The organism is Streptomyces sp. NPDC059455 (assembly GCF_042750115.1).
GTDB classification, from domain to species: Bacteria; Actinomycetota; Actinomycetes; order Streptomycetales; family Streptomycetaceae; genus Streptomyces; species Streptomyces endocoffeicus.
Window position 1 is genome coordinate 59,744 of record NZ_JBHYVB010000024.1, and the last position, 25,290, is coordinate 85,033.

At 70.8% G+C, this 25,290-nt stretch carries 25 protein-coding genes; 14 read left to right on the plus strand and 11 right to left on the minus strand.

The features are described 5' to 3' along the window. Positions 1-174 precede the first annotated feature (174 nt). Both ACFXB5_RS11690 and ACFXB5_RS11695 read left to right on the plus strand, forming a co-directional pair. Positions 175-1,359 carry a 4-hydroxybenzoate 3-monooxygenase gene (locus ACFXB5_RS11690; RefSeq protein WP_385205610.1) on the plus strand — a complete coding sequence of 395 codons (1,185 nt, stop codon included), beginning with the start codon at positions 175-177 and terminating at the stop codon, positions 1,357-1,359. A gap of 145 nt (positions 1,360-1,504) precedes the next feature. Continuing rightward, entirely contained in the window at positions 1,505-2,149 is a 645-nt protein-coding gene (locus ACFXB5_RS11695; protein WP_385205613.1) for a LysE family translocator, read from the plus strand. Between the two features lie 38 nt (positions 2,150-2,187). Here the strand turns inward: ACFXB5_RS11695 and ACFXB5_RS11700 are convergent, their stop codons facing one another. Further along, positions 2,188-2,616, minus strand: coding sequence for a cupin domain-containing protein (locus ACFXB5_RS11700; protein WP_385205676.1), 429 nt, complete (start codon positions 2,614-2,616; stop codon positions 2,188-2,190). 343 nt (positions 2,617-2,959) lie between these two features. Here ACFXB5_RS11700 and ACFXB5_RS11705 point away from each other — a divergent pair, with 343 nt between their 5' ends. Next, positions 2,960-4,426 carry an FG-GAP and VCBS repeat-containing protein gene (locus tag ACFXB5_RS11705; protein ID WP_385205615.1) on the plus strand — a complete coding sequence of 489 codons (1,467 nt, stop codon included), beginning with the start codon at positions 2,960-2,962 and terminating at the stop codon, positions 4,424-4,426. Positions 4,427-4,685: 259 nt separating this feature from the next. After that, entirely contained in the window at positions 4,686-5,597 is a 912-nt protein-coding gene (locus tag ACFXB5_RS11710) for a calcium-binding protein (protein ID WP_385205618.1), read from the plus strand. A 113-nt stretch (positions 5,598-5,710) separates the two neighbouring features. Here the strand turns inward: ACFXB5_RS11710 and ACFXB5_RS11715 are convergent, their stop codons facing one another. After that, positions 5,711-6,007: a GYD domain-containing protein gene (locus tag ACFXB5_RS11715; protein WP_385205621.1), complete on the minus strand. Its 297-nt coding sequence runs from the start codon at positions 6,005-6,007 to the stop codon at positions 5,711-5,713. 213 nt (positions 6,008-6,220) lie between these two features. Here ACFXB5_RS11715 and ACFXB5_RS11720 point away from each other — a divergent pair, with 213 nt between their 5' ends. Both ACFXB5_RS11720 and ACFXB5_RS11725 read left to right on the plus strand, forming a co-directional pair. Next, a complete protein-coding gene (locus ACFXB5_RS11720) occupies positions 6,221-7,210 on the plus strand; it encodes an alpha/beta fold hydrolase (RefSeq protein ID WP_385205624.1) in 990 nt (329 codons plus the stop codon). A gap of 155 nt (positions 7,211-7,365) precedes the next feature. After that, positions 7,366-8,886: a subtype B tannase gene (locus tag ACFXB5_RS11725; RefSeq protein ID WP_385205627.1), complete on the plus strand. Its 1,521-nt coding sequence runs from the start codon at positions 7,366-7,368 to the stop codon at positions 8,884-8,886. A gap of 32 nt (positions 8,887-8,918) precedes the next feature. On the opposite strand, the gene ACFXB5_RS11730 is transcribed toward ACFXB5_RS11725, so the two are convergent. From ACFXB5_RS11730 to ACFXB5_RS11740, 3 genes are all read right to left on the minus strand, one after another. Then, on the minus strand, positions 8,919-9,653 hold the full coding sequence (locus ACFXB5_RS11730; protein WP_385205630.1) for a TSUP family transporter: 735 nt from the start codon (positions 9,651-9,653) through the stop codon (positions 8,919-8,921). 35 nt (positions 9,654-9,688) lie between these two features. After that, on the minus strand, positions 9,689-10,912 hold the full coding sequence (locus ACFXB5_RS11735) for a hypothetical protein (RefSeq protein ID WP_385205633.1): 1,224 nt from the start codon (positions 10,910-10,912) through the stop codon (positions 9,689-9,691). Between the two features lie 141 nt (positions 10,913-11,053). Beyond that, the gene (locus ACFXB5_RS11740; protein WP_385205635.1) at positions 11,054-12,628 is read right to left on the minus strand and encodes a serine/threonine-protein kinase; all 1,575 of its coding nucleotides are present in this window, start codon (positions 12,626-12,628) and stop codon (positions 11,054-11,056) included. Between the two features lie 188 nt (positions 12,629-12,816). On the opposite strand from ACFXB5_RS11740, the gene ACFXB5_RS11745 reads away from it, so the two are divergent. From ACFXB5_RS11745 to ACFXB5_RS11765, 5 genes are all read left to right on the plus strand, one after another. Beyond that, on the plus strand, positions 12,817-13,743 hold the full coding sequence (locus ACFXB5_RS11745; RefSeq protein ID WP_385205638.1) for a TetR family transcriptional regulator C-terminal domain-containing protein: 927 nt from the start codon (positions 12,817-12,819) through the stop codon (positions 13,741-13,743). Positions 13,744-13,788: 45 nt separating this feature from the next. Beyond that, entirely contained in the window at positions 13,789-14,682 is an 894-nt protein-coding gene (locus tag ACFXB5_RS11750; RefSeq protein WP_385205641.1) for a 3-keto-5-aminohexanoate cleavage protein, read from the plus strand. Positions 14,683-14,739: 57 nt separating this feature from the next. After that, positions 14,740-15,753 carry a 3-hydroxyacyl-CoA dehydrogenase NAD-binding domain-containing protein gene (locus ACFXB5_RS11755; protein WP_385205643.1) on the plus strand — a complete coding sequence of 338 codons (1,014 nt, stop codon included), beginning with the start codon at positions 14,740-14,742 and terminating at the stop codon, positions 15,751-15,753. Further along, positions 15,750-16,223 (plus strand): thioesterase family protein, encoded by a 474-nt coding sequence (locus ACFXB5_RS11760; RefSeq protein WP_385205645.1) that lies wholly within the window; start codon positions 15,750-15,752, stop codon positions 16,221-16,223. The genes ACFXB5_RS11755 and ACFXB5_RS11760 overlap by 4 nt, the downstream gene beginning before the upstream one ends. Before the next feature lie 161 nt (positions 16,224-16,384). Then, the gene (locus ACFXB5_RS11765) at positions 16,385-17,308 is read left to right on the plus strand and encodes a class I SAM-dependent methyltransferase (protein WP_385205648.1); all 924 of its coding nucleotides are present in this window, start codon (positions 16,385-16,387) and stop codon (positions 17,306-17,308) included. A gap of 17 nt (positions 17,309-17,325) precedes the next feature. Here ACFXB5_RS11765 and ACFXB5_RS11770 read toward each other — a convergent pair whose 3' ends face one another. Further along, the gene (locus ACFXB5_RS11770; RefSeq protein ID WP_385205650.1) at positions 17,326-17,739 is read right to left on the minus strand and encodes an SRPBCC domain-containing protein; all 414 of its coding nucleotides are present in this window, start codon (positions 17,737-17,739) and stop codon (positions 17,326-17,328) included. Then, positions 17,736-17,957 (minus strand): hypothetical protein, encoded by a 222-nt coding sequence (locus tag ACFXB5_RS11775; RefSeq protein WP_385205681.1) that lies wholly within the window; start codon positions 17,955-17,957, stop codon positions 17,736-17,738. Before ACFXB5_RS11775 ends, ACFXB5_RS11770 begins: the two co-directional genes overlap by 4 nt. Here ACFXB5_RS11775 and ACFXB5_RS11780 point away from each other — a divergent pair. Further along, the gene (locus ACFXB5_RS11780; RefSeq protein WP_385205679.1) at positions 17,859-18,833 is read left to right on the plus strand and encodes an MDR family NADP-dependent oxidoreductase; all 975 of its coding nucleotides are present in this window, start codon (positions 17,859-17,861) and stop codon (positions 18,831-18,833) included. The genes ACFXB5_RS11775 and ACFXB5_RS11780 overlap by 99 nt on opposite strands. A gap of 139 nt (positions 18,834-18,972) precedes the next feature. Here the strand turns inward: ACFXB5_RS11780 and ACFXB5_RS11785 are convergent, their stop codons facing one another. Beyond that, on the minus strand, positions 18,973-19,752 hold the full coding sequence (locus ACFXB5_RS11785; RefSeq protein ID WP_385205652.1) for a helix-turn-helix transcriptional regulator: 780 nt from the start codon (positions 19,750-19,752) through the stop codon (positions 18,973-18,975). A gap of 380 nt (positions 19,753-20,132) precedes the next feature. Between ACFXB5_RS11785 and ACFXB5_RS11790 the strand changes: the two genes are divergently transcribed. Continuing rightward, the gene (locus ACFXB5_RS11790) at positions 20,133-21,140 is read left to right on the plus strand and encodes a 1-aminocyclopropane-1-carboxylate deaminase/D-cysteine desulfhydrase (RefSeq protein ID WP_385205655.1); all 1,008 of its coding nucleotides are present in this window, start codon (positions 20,133-20,135) and stop codon (positions 21,138-21,140) included. 137 nt (positions 21,141-21,277) lie between these two features. Here the strand turns inward: ACFXB5_RS11790 and ACFXB5_RS11795 are convergent, their stop codons facing one another. The 3 genes from ACFXB5_RS11795 to ligD are packed head-to-tail and all read right to left on the minus strand — an operon-like array spanning position 21,278 to position 23,994. Beyond that, positions 21,278-22,012: an MBL fold metallo-hydrolase gene (locus tag ACFXB5_RS11795; RefSeq protein WP_385205658.1), complete on the minus strand. Its 735-nt coding sequence runs from the start codon at positions 22,010-22,012 to the stop codon at positions 21,278-21,280. A gap of 54 nt (positions 22,013-22,066) precedes the next feature. Further along, positions 22,067-23,020 carry an ATP-dependent DNA ligase gene (locus ACFXB5_RS11800; protein WP_385205661.1) on the minus strand — a complete coding sequence of 318 codons (954 nt, stop codon included), beginning with the start codon at positions 23,018-23,020 and terminating at the stop codon, positions 22,067-22,069. Continuing rightward, positions 23,017-23,994 carry a non-homologous end-joining DNA ligase gene (gene ligD, locus ACFXB5_RS11805; protein WP_385205664.1) on the minus strand — a complete coding sequence of 326 codons (978 nt, stop codon included), beginning with the start codon at positions 23,992-23,994 and terminating at the stop codon, positions 23,017-23,019. The genes ACFXB5_RS11800 and ligD overlap by 4 nt, the downstream gene beginning before the upstream one ends. A gap of 30 nt (positions 23,995-24,024) precedes the next feature. On the opposite strand from ligD, the gene ACFXB5_RS11810 reads away from it, so the two are divergent. Continuing rightward, positions 24,025-25,101: a Ku protein gene (locus tag ACFXB5_RS11810; protein WP_385205667.1), complete on the plus strand. Its 1,077-nt coding sequence runs from the start codon at positions 24,025-24,027 to the stop codon at positions 25,099-25,101. The last annotated feature ends 189 nt before the right edge of the window (positions 25,102-25,290 follow it).

Below are 25,290 nucleotides of genomic sequence, written 5' to 3' on the forward strand. Positions count from 1 at the left end.
TTTCGGCATTCGGTGTCCATTCACCGGTGGGCGGCGGCCGCTGTCGGGTCCACAGTGGTGATCGGCACGCCGCATCACCGCATCATCCGGGCGACACAGTCATTCATACCCCGGTTCATGCTCCGGCGTGTTCGACCGCCACTTTCTTCAAGCTTCATGGAGGCTCGGAAACACATGTCCGAAACAGTCGAGGACACCGCCGTAGTCATCGTGGGGGCCGGAGTTGCCGGACTTACGCTGGGCAATTTCCTCTTGCGCAACGGAATCGGCTGCGTCGTTCTCGAAAAGCGCAGCCGAGAATATGTCGAGCGGCGGCAGCGGGCCGGGACCATCGACAGCCGCGGGGTGCGCATGTTCCGCGCGTGGGGGCTCGAAGAGGTCGTGGAGAGCTTCGGCGCACCGGAAGAGACGATAAGCTTCCGGATGGACGGAGAAGCGTTCACGAACGACCTCTTCGAGGACGAGGACGGCGAATTCAACGATATGGTGTTCTGCCCTCAGCAGGTCCTCGTCCGGAATCTCACGGACGCTTTCCTGCGGGACGGCGGAGACCTTCGTTACGAGTCCGTCGGCATCTCCCTCGAAGACCTCGACGGCGCGCGTCCGCGAGTCCGCTACCGGGACATCACCGGCGCGGCACGGGTCATCAACTGCGACTACATCGCCGGCTGTGACGGCTACCGCGGGGTCAGCAGGGAATCCATCCCCGCCGACGCCCTCACTCGTTACTCCTACGACTACGGGTACGCCTGGCTGAGCGTCCTGGCCGATGTGACGCCGGACCCCGCGGCCATGGCGATCCATTCCCGCGGCCTGGCGGGAATCATCCCCCGCTCCACGACGGCCAGCCGTCTCTATCTCCAGTGCGCGCCCGACGACACCCTTGAGCAATGGCCGGACGAGCGCGTCTGGAGCGAACTGGAAGCTCGTTTCGGTATCCCCGTGGCGACCGGCCCGGTCATCCACAAGCAAATCCTGCCGCTCCGGAGTGTGGTGTACAGCCCCATGCACTACGGCGGGCTGTATCTGCTCGGAGACGCGGCGCATATCGTCCCCCCGATGAGCGCGAAGGGAATCAACCTCGCTCTCCACGACGCCGAAGTGTTCGCCCGCGCCCTCATCGCCCGGATCCAGAAGGACGATCCGGCCCTGCTCACCGACTACTCGGAGACCTGTCTGCGCCATGTCTGGAACTACCAGGCATACGCGACATGGATCACTGAGCTCATGCACAACGCCGGTGACGCATCCCACGAAGGAGAGTTCCGCAAGCAGATCGCCCGAGCGGAGCTGGAACGCCAATTCAACTCGCCCACGGCGAACCGCCTTTTCGGTGAACTCGCCGCCGGAGTGAATTAGGGCTCCGGCGCCGAAGCTCACCGCCGCGGTCCGTGTGCGGGGACAGTGGCCGTCGAGGTACCGGTATGCGGATGGGTCTGGAGCGGACGTTCCGGCTTCTGTTTGAATGCCTCCTGTACTGAGCCGGTCCAGGAGGGACGGACATATGGTGTCCACGGAGAGCATTCTCGCGTTCGCGGCGATGTCGCTACTGGTGATCGTGATTCCGGGGCCGAGTGTGCTGTTCGTGGTCGGCCGGGCCCTCGCATACGGCCGTCGCACGGCCTTGGAGACGGTCCTCGGCAATGTGGTCGGCTGCTACCTGGCCGTGATCGCCGTGGCGTGGGGTCTCGGCGCGCTGGTGCAGAGCTCGGCGGCGGTGTTCACGGGCGTGAAGCTGGCAGGGGCGGCGTACCTCGTCTATCTGGGCGTGCAGGCGTTCCGGCGCCGCGGGGACATGCGCGTGACGGACATGGCGGCCCCGGCCCGTGCGCAGCGCGGTGATCTGCGCACGGTCCTGGACGGCATTTTCGTCGGCGTCACGAACCCGAAGGGCATCGTCTTCTTCGCGGCGGTGCTACCGCAGTTCGTCAACCATTCGGCGGGCCACCTGCCCCTGCAGATGATGGTGCTGGGCCTGGTCCCGGTCACCATCGGAATGATCACGGACACCCTCTGGGGCCTGGGCGCCTCGGCGGCCCGTTCCTGGTTCGCCCGCTCGGACCGGCGGCTGTCGATGGTCGGCGGGGCGGGTGGCCTCGCGATGATCGGCCTGGGCGTGACCGTGGCGGCCACCGGCCGCGCCGACTGACCCGGTGCCGGACGTCCGGGTCCGGCGTCAGCGGCGGATCAGGCTCCCGGGCGGGGAGCCCGTAGGTGCCGGCGCTGGGCCAGTTCCTCGTCGTCGACCAGGGTGAGCATGGGCCGTCCCGGGGCGCAGAACATGGTGACGACGAAGCGGCTCCAGGCGTCCGTCCGGTTGTTTCCGTCCTGGTAGTGGATGACATCGCCACCCGGCTCCCAGAACGTCTCCCCCGCCCTGACCACTCGCTCCGGCTCGCCTTCCAGCTCGAAGAGCATCTCGCCCTCCAGCACGTAGCCGAAGGCGGGGCCCGAGTGCCGGTGCGGGGGGAGGCCGGGGTTGCCGGGTGGGTAATCGACGCGGATCGTCATCCCCTCCGCCCCCTCCGGCACGAAGGGCGGTTTCGCCGACTGCAGCACGGTGATCGCCGAGCTCAGCGCCGCCAAGCGCGCTTGGCTCTCGGCGCTGCCTGCCATCGACTCTTTGCTCGACATGGCGAGACCTCCATGGGTGTCATGCGTCTCATGCGTCCAGATTGCGGCGGCGCCGGGTGGGGCGCACGTGGACCGGGGGACATGGGGGTCATCACGGTCAGTGACGGAAGGTCGGCTTCTCCGCCTTCGGCCTCAAGTTCCCTGCTCCGTAAGGGAGTTAGGCCGCTCCTGGCGTTGATTACGACCCTGTCTCGTTTTCCTTGGGTTGTGCAACCGTTCAGCTTTCAGACAGCTCTCCTTCCATGACTCTTCCGTTCCGGCCGCCGGGGGAGACAGATGGCGGTCCGGGCTCAAGGGCGACCGATGCGTTACTCATGGAGGATTTGTGCGCACTAGAACCCGAGGTGTGGTGGGCGTGGCGGTGGGTGCCGTCGTGACCGCCGCTGTGGCCGCCGGGGCCGGCGCCGTGGTGTCGAACGGCGACGGGACCGACCAGAAGCAGCCCTCCCCCACGGCTGCCGCGGCAGGGAAGACCACACCGGGCGATATCGACGGCGACGGCTATGCCGACCTCGGCGTGGGCGCGCCCGACGGGACCGTTTCGGGGAAGTCCAAGGCGGGCTACGTGGGTGTGACCTATGGGGCCGAGGCCGGGGTCGACACCGGGCGGCACAGCACGTTGTCGCAGGCCGGCCCGGGGATCCCCGGCACCCCCGAGGCCGGGGACCACTTCGGCTCGGCCGTGTTGCGCGGCGATGTGGACGGAGACGGGTACGGCGATCTGATCGTCGCCGCGAACTACGAGGCCATCGGCAGCGCCAAGCGGGCCGGTTCGGTCACGGTCGTCTTCGGTGCGAAGGACGGCCTCTCCAGCGACGCCATCGCCTTCCACGCGCCCAAGGCCACCGCCTACGCGCTGTTCGGCGACAGGATGGCCGTGGGCGACTACAACCACGACGGCCGCGACGACATCGCCATCTCCGACGGCACCGAGGTCCAGGTCGTGAACGGCGCGGCGAACCTGCGCGAGACGGCCACCCCGAAGATGTCCAGCGTCACCCCGCCCGGCGGCGGCGCGGGCACCGAGCATCTGTCCTCCGGCGACATCAACGGGGACGGCTTCGCCGACCTGGTCACCGTCGCCTACCAGGACGACCCCGCCGACGAGGGCACGCTCGGCGTGCTGCCCGGTTCGTCCGGGGGACTGAAGAGCACGTCGCTGGGGAAGGACGTACCGCTGCCGTTCGCCTCGTACCGGGCCGTGGTGGGTGACATCAACGGCGACGGTAAGGACGACGTCGTCACGGACACCGGCTTCACGGACGGCCCGGACGACGCGCGTCTGCGGACGTACCCGGGCACGGCCGGGGGGCTCGACACCGCCAATCCGGTGAACTGGACGGGCAAGGCCCAGAACGGCATCGCCTCCCGGCTCACCGACATCAACGGCGACGGCCACGACGACCTCGTCGTCAGCGACATCGACGCCGAGGACCCCGAGGGCTACGACGACGCCGGTGCCATCACGGTACTCAAGGGCACCAAGGACTGGCTGACCGACGCGGGTGCGCAGACCTTCTCCCTCGACACCGAGGGCGTCCCCGGCGACATGACGGGCGGCGACTGGTTCGGCGACGCCGTCTCGCCGGCCGACTACAACGGTGACGGCAAGCCCGACCTGGCCGTCGGGGTCCCGGACCGGACCAAGGGCGCGGGCGCGGTGGCCCTGCTGTACGCGGGCGCCGACGGGCTCACCGCCGAGGGCTCCGCCCTCATCGGGCCGGGCGATCTCGGCTCCCCGGCGGACGATGCCGCCTTCGGCAAGGAGCTGTCCGGCCCCGCCACGAAGTAGCACCACCTGGTTGTTGGTCCGGTGGCCCGGCCCGGCGTGTCCGGGTCGGGCCACCGGCCGAACGCGGCGATGAATTTACGGTGAATCGCGGCCGACGAGACATTGTCCTGTCGCCGCTGATCGGCCAAACCGCACTGGTCAGGAGAGAGTGGGCCGACTGTACATGGGCCCGCCCCGCTTACCCCATCGCACAACCAACCGCAAACCCCGGAAGTCACACGCGATTGTCACCACCCCCTACGCCTCATGGAGGTTGGCAATGCGTTCCCCCCTGGTCAGCCGCCGGGTTCTAGGTGCCGTGTCGGCGCTGACCCTGGCTCTCGGTACGGGGCTGGCCGCTCCCCTCGTCCTCGCCGGTACGGCCGGCGCCGCGGCGCTCTCGGCCACCGCCGCGTTCAGCCCGAGCGACCACGCGATCCTCTACACGGCCGCTTCCGGCCAGACCAACAAGGTGGCCGTCACCGCCTCGAAGACCAGCGGCCTGGCGAAGATCATCTACGTGATCGACGACTCCGTTCCGATCACCACGGGCAGCGGCTGCGCCTACCCCGAGAGCGCGGACCACACCAAGGTCTCCTGCACGGTCGAGACCCTGGAGAGCCAGGACCCGTACGCCACCCTGAAGATGTCTCTCGGCGATGGCAACGATGTCGTCGGCTACGACAACACCACCGACCAGACCTACTACTTCGCCTCCACCGACCTCGGCGCCGGCAAGGACACACTGACCGAGACCGACGGCAGCAACGGCAACTACGTCGGCGGCGGGACGGGCGACGACAGCCTTACGGTGGGCGCGTACACGGTGGTCTCCGGCGGTGACGACAAGGACACCATCCACGCCGCCGAGGGCACCATCGCCCAGGGCGGCAACGGCAACGACACGATCTACTCCACCGGCGAGGACAGCGCCGTCGAGGGCGGCGCGGGCAACGACGAGATCCACGGCGGCGCGGACCGGCAGAACCTGTCCGGCGACGACGGCAACGACTCGGTCTACGGCGGGACCGGAAACGACTTCCTCTACGGCGGGAAGGGCAACGACGTCCTGTACGGCAACAGCGGGAACGACACGATCTACGGGAACAGCGGGGACGACAAGCTGTACGGCGGCCCCGGCACGGACACCCTGTCCGGGGGCCCGGGTACGAACGTCGTCCACCAGGACTGACACGCAGTCGCACCGCGGCACGGCGCTGGTCCAGGAGGGCCCCTCCTGGACCGGTCCTCGTCCGCGCACCTCTTGTGCGCTCCTCTTGTGCGCACCTCTCGTGCGCACAAGCCTCAGCCGGCGACCTTGGCGATGACGCGGGCCATATCCTCCTGCCCGAAGGCCCGCAGGGTCGTGGTGCGGACATTGCCCAACGCGCTGAGCTGCAGCGACGCCGCGGTCGCGGTCTCGTCGTCCGGGGCCTCGACGATGCACACGAGGTCGTACGGCCCGTCCGTCCAGTAGATGTCCGCGAGCCGCGCCCCGAGCTTGTTCAGCGCCGCGGCGAAGTCCTCGGTGCGTTTGGTGGTGTCCTTGTAGGCGCGGACTCCCTGCTCGGTCCAGTTCATCAGCGTGATGTACGTCGCCACGGCTCTCACCTCCACGAGAAGACTCACCGTGTAATCAATTCTGGAAGTAACGTCGCGAACCCGCACATCTGGCGCGTCGGCGACCGGCGGGGGTGGTTTGCCGAACTGGCAACGGGTGTGATCCGGGCCGCGGACGGCACGGCAAGCTCGGACCCGTCGGCCGCCACACAGAATGTTCAGCGCGACATGTTCAGCGCGACCCGGGAGGGAACCATGCCGCAGACGCCGCCCACCACCGACCTCACCCACCGTCTGGTGCCCTCACCCGCCGGGCGGATCCACCTCGTGGAGCAGGGCGGCCCCGGCCCGCTGGTGCTGCTCGTCCACGGCTTTCCGGAGTCCTGGTACTCATGGCGCCACCAGCTGCCCGCGCTGGCCGCGGCCGGGTACCGGGTGGCCGCCGTCGACGTCCGTGGGTACGGGCGCTCCTCCCGGCCCGCGGCGGTGGACGCGTACCGGATGCGGGAGCTGGTGGCGGACAACGCCGCCGTGGTGGAGGCGCTCGGTGAGGAGTCCGCCGTGGTGATCGGGCACGACTGGGGTTCGCCCATCGCCGCCAATTCCGCCCTGCTGCGCCCGGATGTGTTCCGGGCGGTCGGGCTGCTGAGCGTGCCCTACGCCCCGCGTGGCGGCCCCAGGCCCTCCGAGCTCTTCGCCGGGATGGGCGGGGACGAGGAGTTCTACGTCTCCTACTTCCAGGAGCCGGGCCGGGCCGAGGCGGAGATCGAGCCGGATGTGCGCGGCTGGCTCGCGGGGATCTACGCGGCGCTGTCCGGCGACACCATGCCCGGACCCGATCTGCCCGACCCGCACTTCGTCACGCGCGGCCGGACGATGCGCGAGCGGTTCCCGGCCGGGCGGCTGCCCGCCTGGCTGAGCGAGGGGGACCTCGATGTCCACGCCGGTGAGTTCGAGCGGACCGGGCTGAGCGGAGGGCTGAACCGCTACCGGAACATGGACCGGGACTGGGCGGACCTGGCCGAGTACGACGGCGCGCCCATCACCCAGCCGTCGCTGTTCATCGGCGGCGCCCTGGACGCCTCGACCGCCTGGATGGGCGACGCGATCAAGGCGTACCCGAGCACGCTGCCCGCGCTCGTCGGCTCGCACATCCTCGAGGACTGCGGCCACTGGATCCAGCAGGAGCGCCCGGAGGAAATCAACCGGCTGCTGGTCGACTGGCTGAATTCGCTTCCCGTGTGACGCATATGGCCCGCCTGGATGGCGGTGGGGCTATGAACTCCCTGTGCATGGCTTAGGTGTTCACGATGAAACCAACATAATTGTTGATGATTTCGCGGCCACCGCTTTACGTTCTCGTCGACCCAGGAGGCAGCAGAACCGCGCCAGGTGAGGAGATGTCCGTGAAGCGCAGGACCATGGTCATGGGGCTTGCCGCGGCCGCCGCCGCGCCGGCGGCCGGCGGCGGATTCGGTGCGTCGGCGGCGAGTGCGACGGGCTCGACCGGTCCGACCGGCTCGGACCCGTTGGCCTTCGACAAGGACGGCTACACGACCGAGACGAAGACCGTGTCCACGGGCGACGGCGACAGGAAGGTGACGTACCGCCTTTACAAGGGCGTCGTCTATGTCGCCAGGCCCGTGGACACGAAGTACCAGAGCCTCAACGTCGGCGTTCCCGTCGAGATCGACGACAGGGCCGTCGACGCCACCGGCGCCCCGATCCTCCTCGCCAACCGGATAGGCGGCTATCTGTCGTCATCGGTGACGGGCGACAGCGGCCCCGGAGGGCCCGGAGGCCCTGGCGGCCCCGGAACCCCCGGCGGCATGGTCGGCAACGCCGACTGGGGGCTCGCCTCCGGGTACGTGGTCGTGGAGCCGGGCGCGCGAGGCCGTGACCTCGTCGCGCCGGACGGTACGTACTACGGCGTGGCGCCCGCCGCCATCGTCGACCTCAAGGCCGCCGTACGGTATCTGCGCCACAACCAGGGGCGCGTCCCGGGCGACACGGACCGGATCGTCTCCTCCGGCACCAGCGCCGGAGGCGCCCTGTCCGCCCTGCTCGGCGCGTCCGGCGACAGCCCGTTGTACGAGCCGTATCTGAGGGAGCTGGGCGCGGCCGACGCCAGCGACGCCATCTTCGCCGGCGGCGGCTGGTGCCCCATCGCCGATCTCGAGCACGCCGACATGGCGTACGAGTGGATGTTCGGCGGCAGCGCGCTGAGCTCCGGCGAGGTCGTCGACCAGACCGTCTCGAAGCGGCTGAGCGCCGCGTTCGCCGACTACCAGGCGTCCCTGCGGCTGCGGGGGAAGCGGGGCTTCGGCCCGCTCACCGCGCACGCCTACACCGACTACCTCCTGAGGACCTACCTCCAGCCCGCCGCCACCCGCTATCTCACTGCGCTGCCGGACACGGATCGCGCCGCCTACCTCGACAAGAACGCGTGGATCACCTGGGCCGGCGGCGTGGCGGCCTTCGCGTGGGAGGACTTCCTGGCGCATGTGGGGCGGAAGAAGAACGTACCGGCCTTCGACTCCTTCGACCTCTCCGCGCCCGAGAACAACCTCTTCGGCCTCGGCACCACCAAGGCCCGGCACTTCACGCCGTACAGCCTCCGCCACACGACCGGCGACGACGGCGCACGGCTCGACCGCGATCTGCCCCGGACGCCGGCCCTGATGAACCCGACGCACTTCATCCGGCACCCCAGCCCCGGCCGCGCCCGCCACTGGTGGCTCCGCGTCGGCACCAGCGACACCGACACCTCCCTCACGGTCCTCGGCAACCTCGCCGCCGGTCTGGAGCACCTCGGCGACGACGTCGACGCCCTGATGTACTGGGACGCCGGGCACGGGGCCAACCAGGACCCGGCTGCCTTCATGCGATGGATCGGCGAGGTGACGGGCTACCGAAGGTAGGGCCTCTCAGAGCGCTACCGAGGCAGGGCCCCTCATAGCTCCCATGCCCCCTTCGCCAGCGTGGACAGCCCGCCTGCCAGCGCCAGCAGCAGGACGAGCAGGCGGGCTCCGTGGTCGGGGACGCGGGTGATGAGGGACTTGCCGATGAAGGCGCCCGCCGTCATTCCCGCCGCCGCCAAGGTCCATAGGGGCGGGTTGAGTTGGGGGACGCCGTTGGTGGCGATGGAGAACGCGTTCACCACGATTCCGTAGAACTGCGCGTTGGGCACGAACTCGCGGACCGTCCAGCCCGCGTTCACCGCGTACAGGGATATCGGCGGGCCGCCCACGCCGGCCGACGCGTTCATGAAGCCCCCGGCGGCGCCGGCGGTCAGGGCGCCTTTGACGCCGTTCAGGGCGGGGACGCGCAGGCCGGCCATCACCAGCAGGACGGCCAGGCTCACCAGGGTGCCCGTACCGGCCAGGAGGACGGGTCCGGGGAGGCGGGCGGCCACCCAGGTGCCGGCCGGGACGGTGCAGGCGGAGGCGGCGACCAGGGGGACCATCGCGGTGAGCCGCACCCGCTGCCAGCCGCCGTCGACGAGTCCCAGCGCGCAGATGGCACCGGACCCGCAGTTGGCGAGGGCGACGCCGTCTCCCGGGCCGAGCAGCAGCACGAGAGCGGGCACCGCGATCAGCGCGAACCCCATGCCCGTCAGCCACTGCACGGACGCCCCCGCCATGACGATCCCGCCGATTACCAGCTCCGCGCCACAACAACCACTCATCGCACGGAGTCTCTCGCATCCGGCGCGGACTGAGATCAGTTCTGGGGGCGCTGGAGGGCTCGGAAGTCGTCGAAGAAGCCGTAGTTGTGGGCCGGTGAGCCGTCGTCGGACTTCTCCACGGTGCGGTTGGCGTAGAGGCTGTTCAGCAGCCAGGGTGTCTTGTCCGGCCCGAAGTCCTGGGTCATGGCGGCGCCTTGGGTGACTCCGTACGTGGCCACGGCGAGGCGTCCGGTGTCGCGGAAGTGGCCCACCTGGTCGCGCAGGAAGTGCTTGTTGTTCTCGAACCAGGGGCTCATGGCGAGGAAGTCGCGCCACTTCTCCTCGGGGAAGGGATGCTCGATGGCTTCCTTGATCACCTTCCACACCGGGGTGTCCGACGGAAGGCGGTAGCGGCGGGCGAAGCGCGCGGGGATCGTGTCGTTCAGGTGCAGCTTCCACAGCTGGACCAGGGAGAACTCGGTGACCAGGAACTTCTGGCCGTCGCGGAGGCGGGGCAGGATGTAGTCGAGGTAGGGCCGCACCTTCTCCGGCGCGGACACATGGGGGTGGATGTCCACGCCCTCGATCTCCGGGGTCCGGCGGGTGAAGGACAGCCAGCGGTCGGTGGCCCGCGTCCGCTTGTCCGGCTTGTCGAGGAAGTTGAGCGCGCCCATGTGGAGGCGGGTCCGGCAGCCCGAGCCGAAGCGCTTCTTCCGGTACGCGATGATGTGCTCCGCGACGTGCTCATAGAACGCGTTCAGCGCGCCCGAGCGGCGGTCCTGGGGAAGGCTCTCGATGAACGGCTCATTGCCGATGGCCAGGATGTCGACGGTGTCGAGGACGGTCTGCAGGACCTTGTCGACCCGGGCGAGTTCCGCGTCCATGGCGGAGCTGCCCGGTCGGGGTATCGGCCGGTGGTTGTACGGGAACTTCAGCGAGAGCAGCGTGCTGTGGCCGAGGCGATGGGCGTCCAGGAGCTTCGCGATGGCGCGCTGGTGGGAGGCGTCGTCCGTGACCTCGGGCATCGGAACGAAGCCCCGGAGCCAGCTCGCGGAGAGCTCGCGCAGTTCGCCGAAGGTCACGCTGTCGGCGTCCTCGTTGAAATTCGCTCCCAGCGCCCCGTCCGGCGCCTCGGCGGAGATCTTTGCCCCGGGGTCGTGACTGGTCTTGTCGGCGGACCGTCGTTCGCCCTGTGTGCACCCCGCGGCGATGAGGGACCCGCCCGTCAGGGCCAGAACACGTCGCCGTGCGAACGGCTTCTTCCTCTTCTCCGAATCCAAGTGACGCTCCCTTTTCGTGCTGGTGCCCCGGGCGCTGCTGCCCGGACCGCCCGGAAGGATGCGTCGACGAAGCCCGCACGTTGCCCGCGGTGCCCACGTTTTTTCGCGGAACCGCGTGCTCGGGCGCGCCGCGCCGCCCGGTCAGTGGGTGATCTGCACGGTGACGGTGAGGGCTCCCTTGTTGTCGTCCAGGCAGCCCTCGCCGTCGTTGACGCGGAGTTGCAGGGTGCCCGAGCGGGTGGCCTGGAAGCTCCAGGCGCGGTGTACGGCGTGGGGGTTGCCGGGGTTTCCGGGGTAGCGGCCCAGGAGGGCGCCGAAGGTGACGTCGGACTTCACCTTGCAGTTCTGCCAGGCGAAGCGGAGGGATTGGTCGTCGGCGGCGGTGTGGCCGCCCGGGCCGACGAGGGGGAGATTGGCGGAGTCCACGGTCCAGGTGCCGCTGGTGTAGCGGACCGACACCCTGTCGCCCTTCTGGATCGGGGTGTTCGTCGCGGACTGCCAGCCACGGGCCGCGTCCACGGTCACCTTGCTGGTGGAGGTGTCGGGAGGCTGCGCCGCGTCGTCGTCGCCATCGCCATTGGACGGGGGGCCGAAGGCGAAGAAGAGCCCGGCGGCGAGGGCCGCCACCGCGAGCGCCGCACCCGCCGTCCACCACCAGGTCCGGGCCCGGCCCCGGCCGCGGGGTCGAGCGGGTGGCGATCCGGCCGCCCGGTCGACGACGGTCGGTTCCCGGTCCAGGACGGGGGCGCCGGTGAGGGTGTGGGGCGCGGTGGGTGTGGGGGCACCGGTCAGCGTCGGGGTGTCCGCCACGTTCATGGGGCTGGCCGCCACGTTCGTGGGGGGCTCCGCGAAGTCGCCCGGAGTGCCCGCCGGAGGCAGCGGGCCCGGGTCTTCCGCCCCGTCCGCGACGCGGCGCAGCGCGGCCCCGACCGTGGCCGCGGACGGGCGCTGGTCCGGGGACTTGTTCAGCAGGGCCTCGACGACGGGCCGCAGCGGGCCGACCCGTTCCGGGATGACCGGGTCCGCGAAGGTGACCGCGTGCAGCGCGGCGGCCCCCGTGGAGCGTTGGAAGGGCGATACGCCGGAGGCGACCGCGGACAGGGTCGCGCCCAGCGACCACAGGTCCGACGGCGGGCCGACCTCCTCCGCGGTCAGCCGCTCGGGCGCCATGTACCCGATGGAGCCGAGGAGTTCACCGGTGGTGGTGAGCGACTCGTCGTCTTCCAGGGCGGCGATGCCGAAGTCGGTGAGGACGGCGCCGCCGTCCCGGCGCAGCAGGACGTTGGCGGGCTTGATGTCGCGGTGCAGCGCCCCGGCGGCGTGCACGGCCTCCAGCGCGCCGAGCAGCTGCAGCCCGAGGGCGGCGGTGTGGCGGGGGGTGAGGGGGCCGTCGTCCGCGATCCGGCGGGCCAGGTTGGGGCCGTCGATCAGCTCCATCACGATCCACAGCCGGTCGTCGTGTTCGACCAGGTCATGGACGCCCACCACATGCGGGTGATGCACCCGGGCGACGGTACGCGCCTCTCTCAGCGCGCGGCGCAGCCGTCGGTGGTACTCGTGGTCGTCGCTCGCGACGTTCAGCTCCTTGGCAGCGACCTCGCGCGCCAGCATTTTGTCGTACGCGCGCCAGACCGTGCCCATACCGCCGCGCCCCAGCCGGTTGCCCAGCTCGTAGCGGCCGCCGATAAGCCGGACGTCGTCCCCATCCGCTGTCACCCGATCTCTCCTGTTCTCACGCCCGGTGAGCATAGTCGGAAGCGTTCGAACATCATCGACCAAAACTGATGCATCAGTCAGCCCGCATCGCAATCTCTGGGTGAAATTCCCATGGATATCAGGAGGAAGCAGGCATTCCACTGTCACATTCATTGCGCTTATCTCAACGCATCCGTACCGTGTCGGCCATGCGGCAACAGTTCGACGTGGCGGAACGCGTACGTCAGGTGATCGGCGAAGCCGGTTGTACCCAGCGCGAATTCGCGCGGCGGGTCGTGATGGACCCGTCCAAGCTCTCGCGTTCGCTCAGCGGGAGCCGGCGCTTCACCGTGGCCGAGCTGGCGCGGATCGCCGACGCCGGGAACGTGGACGCCGGATGGCTGCTGGGCACCACGACCGGCGACGGAGCGGACGGCGGAGCCGAGGGAGCGGCCGGCGGGGCGGCCGGGGCGCCACGGCCGTCCGCCCCCACCGCGCCCCCCGGCGGCGGACGGCCGCTGCAGATCGTGCGGGAGACGGTCCGGCTCATCGCCGAGCGCGGCTTCCACGCCGTACGCGTCGCCGACATCGCCGCGGCCTGCGACACCAGCACCGCCACCATCCACTACCACTTCCCGGGCCGCGCCGAGCTGCTCGAGGCCGCCGTGCGCTGGTGCATGGACGAGGACACCGCGCGCCGCGCCGCCCGGACCGCCGAGGCCGACGACGCGCGCGAGGAGCTACGGCAGCTGATCGCGCTCCAGGCGCCGTACACCGAACGGCAGCGGCAGCAGTGGCTGGTGTGGATGGACCTGTGGGCCGAGGCCGCGCGGTCCACGGCCATCGGGCGGCTGCACGCCGACTTCTACCAGCAGTGGCGGCGGACCGTGGCCGAGGTGATCCGGCGCGGCATCGAGCAGGGGGTCTTCCGCACCGTCGACCCCGAGTTCAGCGCGCTGCGCCTGACCGCGCTGATCGACGGACTCGCCATTCAGGTACTGGCCACCGGGCCCGATGCGGGCGGTACGAGCGCCGAGGCCATGGACATCGCCTGCAACGCGTACGTGGACACCGAATTGACCGCACGGCGCTCCGGCGCCGACGCGGCCGGACCGGCCGACCGGCCCGGACCGTAGCTCCGCACCAGAGTGCGGTGCACCGCGAGAGAGGGAGAGAAGCCCATGCCCATGAACGACAGCGTCATCATCACCTGCGCCCTGACCGGCGCCGGTGACACCGTGGGCCGCAGCCCCCATGTCCCCGTCACCCCCGAGCAGATAGCCCGCTCCGCCGTCGAGGCCGCGGAGGCCGGTGCGGCCGTGGTCCACATCCACGTACGCGACCCCGAGACCGGCGCCCCCGCCCGCGATCCGCGGCTCTACCGCGAGGTCGTGGAGCGGGTCAAGGAGACCGGCACCGACGTCGTCATCAACCTCACCGCGGGTATGGGCGGCGACCTGGTGATCGACCCCGAGAACCCGCTCACCCACCTCCCCGGCACCGACCTGGTCAGCGGCCTGGACCGGCTCCCCCACGTCGAGGACCTGCTCCCCGACATCTGCACCCTGGACTGCGGCTCGCTCAACTTCGGCGACGGCAGCAACCTCTACGTCTCCACCCCCGACATGCTGCGCACCGGCGCCAAGCGCATCCAGGAGCTGGGCGTACGCCCCGAGCTGGAGATCTTCGACACCGGGCAGCTGTGGTTCGCCAAGCAGCTGCTGGCCGAGGGGCTGCTGGACGACCCGACCGTCTTCCAGCTGTGCATGGACATCCCGTGGGGCGCCCCGGCCGAGCCGGGCGTGCTCGCGTCGATGGTCAACATGCTGCCCGAGGGCGCCCAGTGGGCCAGTTTCGCGCTGGGCCGGATGCAGATGCCGTGGGTGGCGCAGTCCATCCTGCTCGGCGGGAACGTACGGGTCGGCCTTGAGGACAACCTCTACCTCAGCCGGGGCGTCAAGGCCACCAACGGCCAGCTCGTCGAGCGCGCGGTCCAGATCACGGAGCTGCTGGGCGCGAAGGTCGCCACGCCGGACGAGGCGCGGCAGCGGCTGGGCCTCAAGCCCCGCGCGTAATCCCCCACCGGCTCCCCTCTCTTCCCCCCTCTCCCCCCTCACATCCTTAGGACCGCCATGCCCTCATCCCCCTGCGCCCCCGAAGAGGTACGCCGCGTCGCCTGCGTCGGCGCCGGAGTCATCGGCGGCGGCTGGGTCGCCCACTTCCTGGCGCGCGGCTACGACGTCACCGCCTGGGACCCGGCCCCCGACGCCGAGGAGAAGCTGCGCCGTCTCGTGGCGGCCGCCTGGCCCGCCCTGGAGCAGATCGGCCTCGCCGACGGCGCCTCCCCCGACCGGCTGACCGTCACCGCGACCCTGGCGGAGGCCGTGGCCGACGCGCAGTTCGTCCAGGAGAGCGCCCCGGAGAAGCTGGAGCTCAAGCGGTCGCTGCTGGCCCAGCTGGACGCGGCGGCCCCGCCCGGGGTCGTCATCGCCTCCTCCACCTCCGGCTATCCGATGACCGATATGCAGACCGAGGCCGCCGACCCCGGCCGCCTCGTCGTCGGCCACCCCTTCAATCCGCCGTATCTCATTCCGCTGGTCGAGGTCGTCGGCGGGAAGCAGACCGGCGCCGAGGCGGTCGAGTGGGCCTCGCGCTTCTACAAGGTGGCGGGCAAGTCCGTGATCACCATGGAGCGCGAGCTGCCCGGCTTCATCGCCAACCGGCTCCAGGAGGCGCTGTGGCGGGAGGCGCTGCACATGGTGGCCAACGGTGAGGCCACGGTGAAGGAGATCGACGACTCCATCACCGAGGGGCCCGGACTGCGGTGGGCGTTCATGGGTCCGTGCCTCACGTTCGCCCTGGCGGGCGGCGACGGAGGCATGGGACATATGCTCGACCACTTCGGACCCTCGTTGAAGTCTCCGTGGACCCGTCTCGAGGCGCCTGAGCTGGACGACACGCTGCGTGCGGCCATGGTCGACGGCTGTGACGAGGCGGCGGGCAGCCGTACCATCGCGCAGCTCGTCGCGGAGCGGGACCAGGGCGTCATAGACGTCCTGCGGGCGACTGGCCGTCTGCCGCGGCAGCGCACCGAGGGGACGGACGGCATCGCACATACCCCCAGCACCATGGGAGACGAGAAGTGAGCAGCACGCTCCCCGACTACCGGCAGACCGTACGTCCCGAGTGGATCGACTACAACGGCCATATGAGCGAGGCGTTCTACGTCCTCGTCTTCGGCCACAGCACCGACGAGATGATGGTGGAGACCGGGCTCGACTCGGCCTACCGCGCCAAGACCGGCTGCTCCCTCTACACCGTGGAGTCGCACATCCGGTATCTGAGCGAGGTCGAGGAGGGCGCCGAACTCACCATCCGTACGCGCGTCATCGGCGTGGACGGGAAGAAGGTCCGGTTCACCCACGAAATGCATGTGGGCGAGCCGGACGGCGGCCCCGTGGCCACGACCGAGCTGCTCGCGCTCCATATCGACCAGAAGGAGAGCCGCTCGGCTCCGTTCCCCGATGAGGTGCGGGAGCGGCTGACGGATCTGCTCGAGAAGGCCCCCGAGTGGGCGGGCCGGGCGATCGGCCCGGTTCCGGCCGAGGCGGGTTGAACGACCGCCGTACCGCCTGAACGCCCCGGCCCCGGATTCGTCCGGGGGCCGGGGCGTTCGCCGTTCCGGATGAGGGATCGGGTGAGGTTGAATGGCGGTGAAGGCGATGGAAGCGGTGGGGGGGAACGCCGAGGGACGCGCGTGCGAGGAGTGACGACGCCATGGCGGACGCCGGACCGGACGGGACCGGGAACACGGGCGGGACCGGGAACAGGGACTCGACCGGGAACAGGAACGGGAACGGCACGAGGGGCGGCAAGGGCGGTCGGCGCGTCGAGCTGAGCGAGGTGCCCGAGACCCTGCTGTGGAACCTCTATATGCGGGCCGCCGAGGCCCGCCGGGCGCGGACCGTGCTGGACGACCCCAAGGCCGTGGAGCTGGTCGACCGCATCGACTACCCCTTCGAGGAGACCTTCGGAACGCCCAGCCCGCTGCTGGCGCAGGGCCAGGCGCTGCGGGTCCGCACCTTCGACGCCGTCGTACGGGCCTTCCTCGACGAGCATCCGGACGGCACGGTCGTCACGCTCGCCGAGGGTCTGGAGACGCAGTTCTGGCGGGTGGACAACGGGCGGGCGCGCTGGGTGTGCGTGGAGCTGCCGGAGACCGCCGAGGTGCGGCGGGCGCTGCTGCCCGACGACGAGCGGCGGCGCACCCTCGCCCGCTCGGCGCTCGACCTGTCCTGGCGGGACGAGGTCGATCCGGCGCGCGGGGTGCTGATCACCGCGCAGGGGCTGCTGATGTATCTGCGGCCGACCGAGGTGAAGGACCTGATCGCGGGGTGCGCCGAGCGGTTCCGGGGCGGGGCGCTGGTCTTCGACGCGGTGCCGCGGTGGTTCAGCGCCCGGACGATGCGCGGCGAGATGCGCACCGAGCGGGGCTACCGCCCGCCGCCCATGCCGTGGGGCATGGACGCGGGTGAGCTGCCCAAGGTGCGGACGGCCCATCCGGCGATCACGGACGTGCGCGAGGTGCCGCCGCCGCGCGGGCGGGGGTTCTACTACGGGGCGCTGGCGCCGCTGATGCGGTGGCTGCCCGCGGTACGGAACCTGCGGCCGACGATGACGGCGATAGCCCGCTTCTCGTAAGGTTCCCGGCCTGTCGCTCAGCTCGCCGGTTCGGCGAGCACCCTGGCGAGGTTCTTGAGCACCGAGGGCCAGCCGCGGCCCATGCCGTCGAGCGCCTTCCTGCCGAGCGGGGAGTCGAGGTCGAACCCGGTGTGCTCGAGGAAGAGCCGGGTGCCGGCGCCCTCCGGTTCGAGGCGCCAGGTGATGGTGGTGTCGAGGGTGGTCCCGGCGAACCGGTAGCTCAGCAGCCGCTCCGGCTCGACGGCGATCACCTCGCAGGGCTGCTCTCCCCAGGACCCCATGTCGAGCGTGAAGCGGTGGCCGACCTCCGCCCGCACATCGCCCGCGGCCCACCACCGCGCGTGCAGCCGCGGATCGGTGAGGGCCTTCCACACGACGGCCGGAGGGTGGGGCAGGAACTGGTCGCAGTGGATGGCATCGGGCTCGGTCATGGGTTCTCCTCGTCGAGGACGTCGCGCAGCGCGCGGAGCCGTTCGCGCCAGTAGTGCTCGAAGGGATGCAGCCACTGCCGCACCTCGGCGAGCGGATCCGGCTCCAGGTGGTAGTACCGCTGCCGCCCCCGCGGCTCCTCCCGTACGAGCCGGGCGAGATCGCGGAGGTGCCGGTCCCCGAGCCTGGCCCGGGCCAGGTCCTCGTGCGCAACACCCATATGGGCGTCGCCGCCGTGATGCGCACCCTGATGGACGAGAACACCGACCTGCCGATGCCCTCCTTCGAGATCGGGGCACCGCTGAACGGACCGGCGATCGGCGAGGTCATAGCCGCCCCCGGCACCGAGCTCACCCCCGGCGACCTGGTGGAACACCGGCTCGGCTGGCGCGAGTACGCGCTGCTCGACCCGAGTCAGGCGCACCGCCTCGAACCCGGCCTGATGCCGGACCCGGCCGCCTTCCTCTCCCAGGGCCCCACCGCCCTGATGGGCATCGAGCGCGGTGCCGAAGTGCGGTCCGGTGACACGGTGTTCGTCACGGGGGCGGCCGGTGGCGTGGGCTCCCTGGCGGGCCAGATCGCTCGGCAGTTCGGCGCGGCCCGGGTCATCGGCAGCACCGGCTCGCGGCAGAAGGCCGACTGGCTGATCGGCGAACTGGGCTACGACGCAGTGGTCATCCGCGGCGCGGGTCCCTTCGAGGACCAGCTGCGCGAGGCCGCCCCGGGCGGCGTCGACGCGGTCTTCGACAATGTAGGCGGCGAGCAGCTGACAGCGGCCATCGCCGCCGCCAACAGGGGCGCCCGGATCGCCATCGTGGGGGCGCTGGCCAGCCAGCTCGCCACGGACCCCACGAATGTCTCCAAGACCGAGATCGACACGCTCTCGCTGCTCTCCCGCAGCATCACCCTGCGGGGCATCGCCCTCTACGACCACCTGGACCTGATCCCCCAGTGGAACCGCCGCTTCGCCGAGGGCCTGCGCACGGGCACCCTCTCCTTCCCGCACGCCCGGCTGCGCGGCATCGAGCGGGCGCCCCAGGCGCTCCGCGAGCTGATCGAGGGACGCCATCTGGGTGCCGTCGTCGTGGAGCTGTGACGCCACAGCACGGAGACTCGCCGACGGCCTTTCCCGACCGACCGTCGGCGGCCGCCGATCGCGGCCTTGGGACGCGCCTCGGCCCGGGACCTCGCCCCACCGCTGAGAACCGCCCCATCAGGCCCCCTGAGCGGACCGGTCACTCCGGCGGGACGCTGTACCGCTCCAGAGTCGCCTTGGAGACCGAGGTGTCCATGAGGCGCAGTTCCCATGGGCCGGTGTTGACGTCGAAGTCCTTGCCGAAGCCCACCCACTTGCCAGCCATGCGGCGACTGGTCGGCTCCACGAGCATCTGAAGCGCGCCGTGGTAGCACGCCCCCTGGTAGTAGCCGCCTGGGGCCGTCTGCTCGGTCCAGGTGCCCGTGACCACGCTCCGGTCAACGGTGAGGTCCAGGGAGAGCGGGGAGTCCGGGTTCAAGGACGCTCCGTTGAGTGACCGCCCGGTCAGGCGATTGCCGTGCTGCACGAGCACCACGTGGTGCCTGCCCTCGAAGACGTCCTCGCGCCCTGACGAGTAGTACTCGTACCGGGAAAGCCAGACGCCGCTGTAGTTCTCCGCTGCTGTCTGCTGGCCCGCTCGGGTGTCGGCGGAGGCGGGAGCCACACCCTCCGCGCTCGGTGTCATGTCATGCCCTCCTGCTCCATCACCATGGACTCTCGCCATGGGCACCTGCGGGGCGAATCCCAACGACTCGATCGGCACCCCTGCGACCCTCTCCAGCGCGCGGATATAGACCGGCCTCGGCGATCTGCTGATACCGGATTCCCAGCGTTGGACCAGCCGCTTGCTGGCCTCGTTCGGCTCGCCCAATTCGACACCTGCCCGGCGGAGCGCCTTTGCCAAGTCGTCCTGGCTCATCCGCAGGCCGATCCGCACAGCCCGCAGCGCGTCATTCGGTGCGTGCACCTCGGTCGCCATGACGTCCACGCTAGCCCTGAACCCCCATGAATGACACCGAAATGACGCCTTTTGAGGGACACCCGAACAACGCCTTTTCTGTCGTCGCGGTGTCCTGGGCAATGGCGGGACCATCACGACCCAAAGCGGCAGAAGAGGCAGATCGTGATGGACAAGGCAGAAAAGGGACAGCGGCTCATGAGCCTGCGGGTGTCCCATGACAGTGGCCAGACCTGGAGCGCCGAAGTGGTGGTCATCAGCAGTGACCCTCTGGCTCCCCTCCTCACCTCGACATGGCCACCCTGCCAGTGCTTACGCTGTGTGAGCGGGTCGGGCCCGCGTCCGTACGGCCCGCAGGCGGCACGGCTCAGTAAGGGAGGGCCAGCGGTCAGAATGGACAGGTGAGACGCCCGATAGACCTCGCCACCCTGTACCAGCCCTGGCCGCCGTCCCCGTTGCAGGACGTACAGGACGAGTGGCTTGCCCGCCGGGGCGTGGAGCTACGGCTCAAGCGGGATGACCTCATCCACCAGTGGCTTTCCGGCGCCGCCGGGGCACATGCACCAGTGGACCTGTACCCTCCGGGCAACAAGTGGCGCAAGCTCACCCCGAATCTGCGCGCGGCCGTCGAGCGCGGCCACACCCGGCTGCTCACGTTCGGCGGGGCGTACTCCAACCACATCCGGGCGGTGGCCGCGGCGGGGGCCGCGTACGGGCTGTCGACGGTCGGGGTCATCCGGGGCGACGAGCTGGCCGACGCGCCGCGCAACTGGTCGCTGGCGCGGGCCGAGGCACACGGCATGGAGCTGGCCTTCGTCACCCGCTCCGCCTACCGCGAAACGCTGCGCGGTCTGGGCGAGGACGACCCCGGCACCCTACGGGCGCTTGAGGAGCGGTGGGGGCGCGCCTATGTGCTCCCGGAAGGCGGTACGAACGTCCTGGCGGCGCGCGGCGCGGCGGAGCTCGTCGCGGAGCTGCCCGACCTGCCCGACCTGGGGCCGGGCGATGTGGTGTGCTGCGCGGTGGGCACGGGCGGCACGCTGGCCGGGATCGCCGCCGCACTCCCGCCCGGCGCCCGGGCGGTGGGGTTCGCCGTTCTGAAGGGGGCGGAGGGCTACCTGGACCGCGAGGTGGCCGCGCTGCACGAGCGGGGGTGGGGGCGGGCCTTCGCCAACTGGCGGATCGAGCACGGCTACCACGGCGGCGGCTACGGGCGGGTCCCGGCGGAGCTGGAGGCGTTCGCGGCGGGGTTCGAGGCGCGGCACGGGGTCCGGTTGGAGCGGCGGTACGTGGCGAAGCTGCTGTGGGGTGTGTACGGGCTGGTGGAGCGGGGTGAACTGGCCCCGGGCAGCCGGGTGACGGCGGTGGTGACGGGCCCTCCGGATCCGGCGGGCCCTCCGGGGCCGTAGAAGCGGGTGGGCCCGCCGGGTCGTAGGAGCGGGGGGATCCGGGCGTTCCCTGACGATCCCTGGTGTTCCCTGACGATCCCAGGTGTTCCCTGACGATCCCAGGTGTTCCCTGCCAGTTCCGGCCGGAGCCACGGCGGTCACAGCTCGACGCGCAGCCCGTCGTGGGCGACGTCCCAGCCGCTCAGATCCTCGGCCAGCGCCGTCAGGGACAGATGGGTGAGCAACAGCCGTCGGCAAGTGAAACGGTCACGGTGGCGCGCGAGCGTGTCGAGGTCGAGATGCCAGCGGATGGGGCGCGGGCTGTAACCCTCGCAGAGGAACAGCCCGACGCCGTCCGCCGCGTCGAGCAGGGCATCGGTCCACTCGGTGTCGCCCGAGTAAGCCATCGCTCCGCTCGGCCCCTCCACCCGTAGCGCGTAGGCGGGAGCTCCGGAAGCGTGCCGCACCTCGAACGGGGTCACCCGCAGGGGCCCCAGTCCCCTGGGACACCGGTCGGCGTGCTCCATGACGTGGACGTCGAAGCGCCGTCGCACCCCGCTCGAGCCGGGGAACAGCGCTTCCATCGCTCGCGTCAGCCGGTCACCGGTCCCGGGCGGGCCGACCACGGTCAGATCACGGGTGCGGCGCCTGAACTGCCCGTCGAGGACGAGGAACGGCAGACCGCCGAAGTGGTCACCGTGCAGATGGGTGACCAGGGCCGTGTCGATGTCGTTGGTCTCGATCCCCTGCTGACGCATCGCCGTCAGGCTGGTCGCGCCACAGTCCACCAGGACGTGGGGCGGGCCGGCCGGGTCGGGGGCCACTGCCAGGCAGGTCTGGAACCGCCCGCCCGAGCCGAACGCGTCACCGCTGCCCACGACCGTCACCCGCATCCGCGCATCGTCGCACGGCCGGGGCACACAGGGCACGGGGTCAGCCGAAGGTGATCAGTCGGGGATGCGCAGGCGCATCACCCTCGTCGCCGCGTGGCGGACCGTGCCCTCCTGGCGGACCTCGACGGTCAGGTCCGGGGCGATGGGGCGATAGGCGATCTCGGCACCGACCCGGTCCAGGGCGGTGGGGAGTTCGGCGGGCGGGGGCTGGGGGTCGGGCAGATCGCGCAGGGCCGCGCCGAGCTGGGCGCGGACGGCCGTGGAGAGCGGGGCGGAGATCAACGGCGCGTCGTCGCCCGGGAGCACCAGCGCGAGGGCGCGCGGGCGGAGGCGGGGGCCGACGACGCCGACGACGACGGCGTCCCGGGTCTCCGAGTGGCGCACCTTCCGCCAGTGGCGGCCCGGCCGGTAGGGCTGATCCAGCTCCTTGATGACCAGGCCCTCGATACCGATCTCCAGGAGCGACGCGTACCAGGTGGCCGCGAGCTCCGGATCGGTCGTCATCGGCACGGCCTGGAGCGGTGGGCCGAGCGGTTCGAGGAGCGCCATCAGCCGGGCGCGGCGCTGCTCGTACGGAAGCGGCCGCAGATCCTCCGCGCCGATCGCGAGCAGATCGAAGGCGGCGTAGGAGGCGGGCAGTTCCCGGGCGAGCCTCCCCGCCCGGGACTCGGACGCGGCGAAGGCGCGCTTCTGGACGGCGGCGAAGTCCGTACGGCCGCCCGCCCACACCACCACCTCGCCGTCGAGGACCGTGCCGGGCGGCAGCGGCCGGGCGGCGGCCACCAGGTCGGGGAAGGCGCGGGTGACGATGCGGCCGGAGCGTGCCTGCATCCTTACGGTGTCCCCCAGCCGGAAGATCAGCAGCCGATGGCCGTCGAACTTGGGCTCGTACGCCAGCCGCCGTCCGGGCGGGGCGGTGGGCAGGATCGGGACGACACGGGCCAGCGCCACGTCCACGGGTGGCTGAACGGGCGGCTGAAGGGGCGGCTCGTGGGAGGGCGGCGTCATCGGTCGGCCGCGCCTTCGTCGTCGCCTTGGCCGTTGGCCCGGTCCTCCTCGACACCGGCCTCGCCCTCCTCGACACCGGCCTCGCCCGTCGGCAGCGGGCGCGCCTCCGCCGGGTCGAGCAGTGGGGCGAGCAGATCCCCGTGGCGGTCGAGCCGCGCGGGGATGTCGTCGATCAGGAAGGTCAGCGCCGCGGGTTCGCCGCACGCCTCGACCTCCTCCCAGGTGACGGGCGCGGAGACGGCCGGTTCGGGGACGGCGCGGGGGGTGTACGGGGCGGCGGTGGTCTTCGCGGCGGCGTTCTGGCTGAAGTCCACGTACACCTTCCCCGGCCGCAGCGAGCGGGTCATCTTGCGGATGACCAGGTCCGGCATGGCGTTCGCGGCCTCCAGGGCCAGCCGTCTGGCGTAGCCGGTGGTCTGCCGGGAGGGGGTCGGCGCCACCGGCACCAGCAGATGCAGCCCCTTGGAGCCACTGGTCTTCGCGTACGCCGTAAGGCCGTCGGCGGCCAGCCGTTCACGCAGCCATACGGCGACGACGCGGCAGTCCACGATCGTGGCGGGCGGCCCGGGGTCGAGGTCGAAGACGAGCCGGTCGGCGATGCCCACGCCCTGGTCGATCCGCCACATCGGGGTGTGGAGCTCCACCACGAGGTTGGCCGACCACATCAGCGAGGGCAGGTCCTGGATCACCACCTGCCGCGCGGTCTCCCCCTTATGGCGGGTGACCTCGGCCGTCGTCACCCAGGGAGGCGTGCCCGGAGGCGGGTTCTTGGTGAAGAACTTCTGGCCGTCGGGGCCGTCCGGGTAGCGCAGGAACGCGAGCGGCCGCCCGCGCAGATGGCCGAGGAGCGCGTCAGCGGTCGACGCCAGATAGTGCAGCAGCTCGCCCTTGGTGGTGCCGGTGACCGGATGGATGACCTTGTCGAGGTTCCTGAGCGTGATCCGCCGCCCCTCCACCTCCGCGATCGGGGACATACGATAAGAATCTCACGAAAGGTATCAAGCATGCGATCTATCTGGAATGGGAACATTTCCTTTGGCCTGGTGAGCATTCCGATCAAGATCTATCCGGCCACCGAGGACCACTCGATCTCGTTCCGGCAGATCCACACCCGCGACAACGGCCGCATCCGCTACCGCAAGGTCTGCGAGCTCGAGGACAAGCCGGTCGAGTCGAGCGAGATCGGGCGGGCGTACGAGGACGCGGACGGCGCGCTGGTCCCGATCACCGAAGAGGACCTCGCGGCGCTTCCGCTGCCCACCACCCACACCCTGGAGATCGAGGCGTTCATCTCCGCCTCCGAGATCGACCCGCTCCAGATGGGCGACGCCTACTACCTGGGCACCAGCGGCGCCGCCGGGGCCAAGCCGTACACCCTGCTGCGCGAGGCGCTCAAGCGCAGCGAGAAGGTCGCCATCGCCAAATACGCCCACCGCGGCCGCGAGCGGCTGGGGATGCTGCGCGTCGTGGGCGACACCATCGCGCTGCACCGGCTGCTCTGGCCGGACGAGGTGCGCGAGCCCGCGGGGGTGGCCCCCAAGGAGAAGGTGACCGTGAAGCCGGCCGAACTGGACCTCGCCGACACCCTGATGGAGACGCTCGGAGAGGTGGATCTGAGCGATCTGCGCGACGAGTACCACGAGGCGCTGGAGGAACTGGTGGCGGCGAAGGTGTCCGGCGCCACGCCCACCGCCGAGCCCGGTGAGCGGCCCGCGGGCGCGCAGGTGGTCGACCTCATGGCGGCGCTGAAGGAGAGCGTCCGCAGCGCCAAGGAGGCCCGGGGCGAGGGGGCCGGGGAGGCCGCGGAAGCCCCGGAGGCCCCGGAGGGTGAAGCCGAGGAGGAGGCGGAGGCGACGGTCCACGATCTGCGCGGCCGTAAGAAGGCACCGGCGAAGAAGGCCGCGACGAAGAAGGCCACCGCCAAGAAGACCACCGCGGCCGGGAAGAGGACGGCGACGAAGGCCGCCAAGGCCGCGGAGGAGCCCGCCGGGAAGAAGCGCACGGGCACGAAGAAGGCCGCGGCCAAGAAGACCACCGCGAAGAAGCAGACGGGCAAGCGCGGCACGCGGACCGCCTCCTGAGGCGGCCCTGGCACCGGCGAGCGCGCACCATCCGGGTAGCGCCTGCGGCGGGCTATCCCCTACCCGCCCCTTCCCGAACCAGGGGGCTCCGCCCCCGGGACCCCCGATGGGGGGAAATAAGCCCCACCAGGGGGCCCCGCCCACCGGGTGGGGGGGGGGGTTGTGGTGCGGGGTGGGGGGCCCAGTGTG